Annotated in this window: 2 tRNA genes; both read right to left on the minus strand. The window is 54.9% G+C overall.

The window, feature by feature from the left end:
* Window position 1 precedes the first annotated feature (1 nt).
* A tRNA-Arg gene (locus APU02_RS04080) sits at window positions 2-78 on the minus strand.
* A gap of 194 nt (window positions 79-272) precedes the next feature.
* Window positions 273-349, minus strand: a tRNA-Arg gene (locus APU02_RS04085).
* Between the last annotated feature and the right edge of the window lies 1 nt (window position 350).

Here is a 350-nt window from a genome sequence, read left to right on the forward strand (position 1 = left end):
ATGGTGCATCCGGGAGGATTCGAACCTCCGACCGCTCGGTTCGTAGCCGAGTACTCTATCCAGCTGAGCTACGGATGCATCGGAATACTTGCTTTACTGCCGATACTGATACGACAACTGACGTTGTATCAAGTAAGAGATGGTGCATCCGGAAGGATGACTCGGCTTCACCTCGCCCTTCGGGCCGTTGCTTAGGCAACGTTATCCTCCCTGGTGCTTGCGGTAAAACCGCAGCCCCTGAAACAACAGCGTGACTATTGTCTCGGAGAAGATGGTGCATCCGGGAGGATTCGAACCTCCGACCGCTCGGTTCGTAGCCGAGTACTCTATCCAGCTGAGCTACGGATGCA

It is taken from the genome of Citrobacter sp. 50677481, from assembly GCF_001463265.1.
Classification (GTDB): Bacteria; Pseudomonadota; Gammaproteobacteria; order Enterobacterales; family Enterobacteriaceae; genus Citrobacter_A; species Citrobacter_A sedlakii.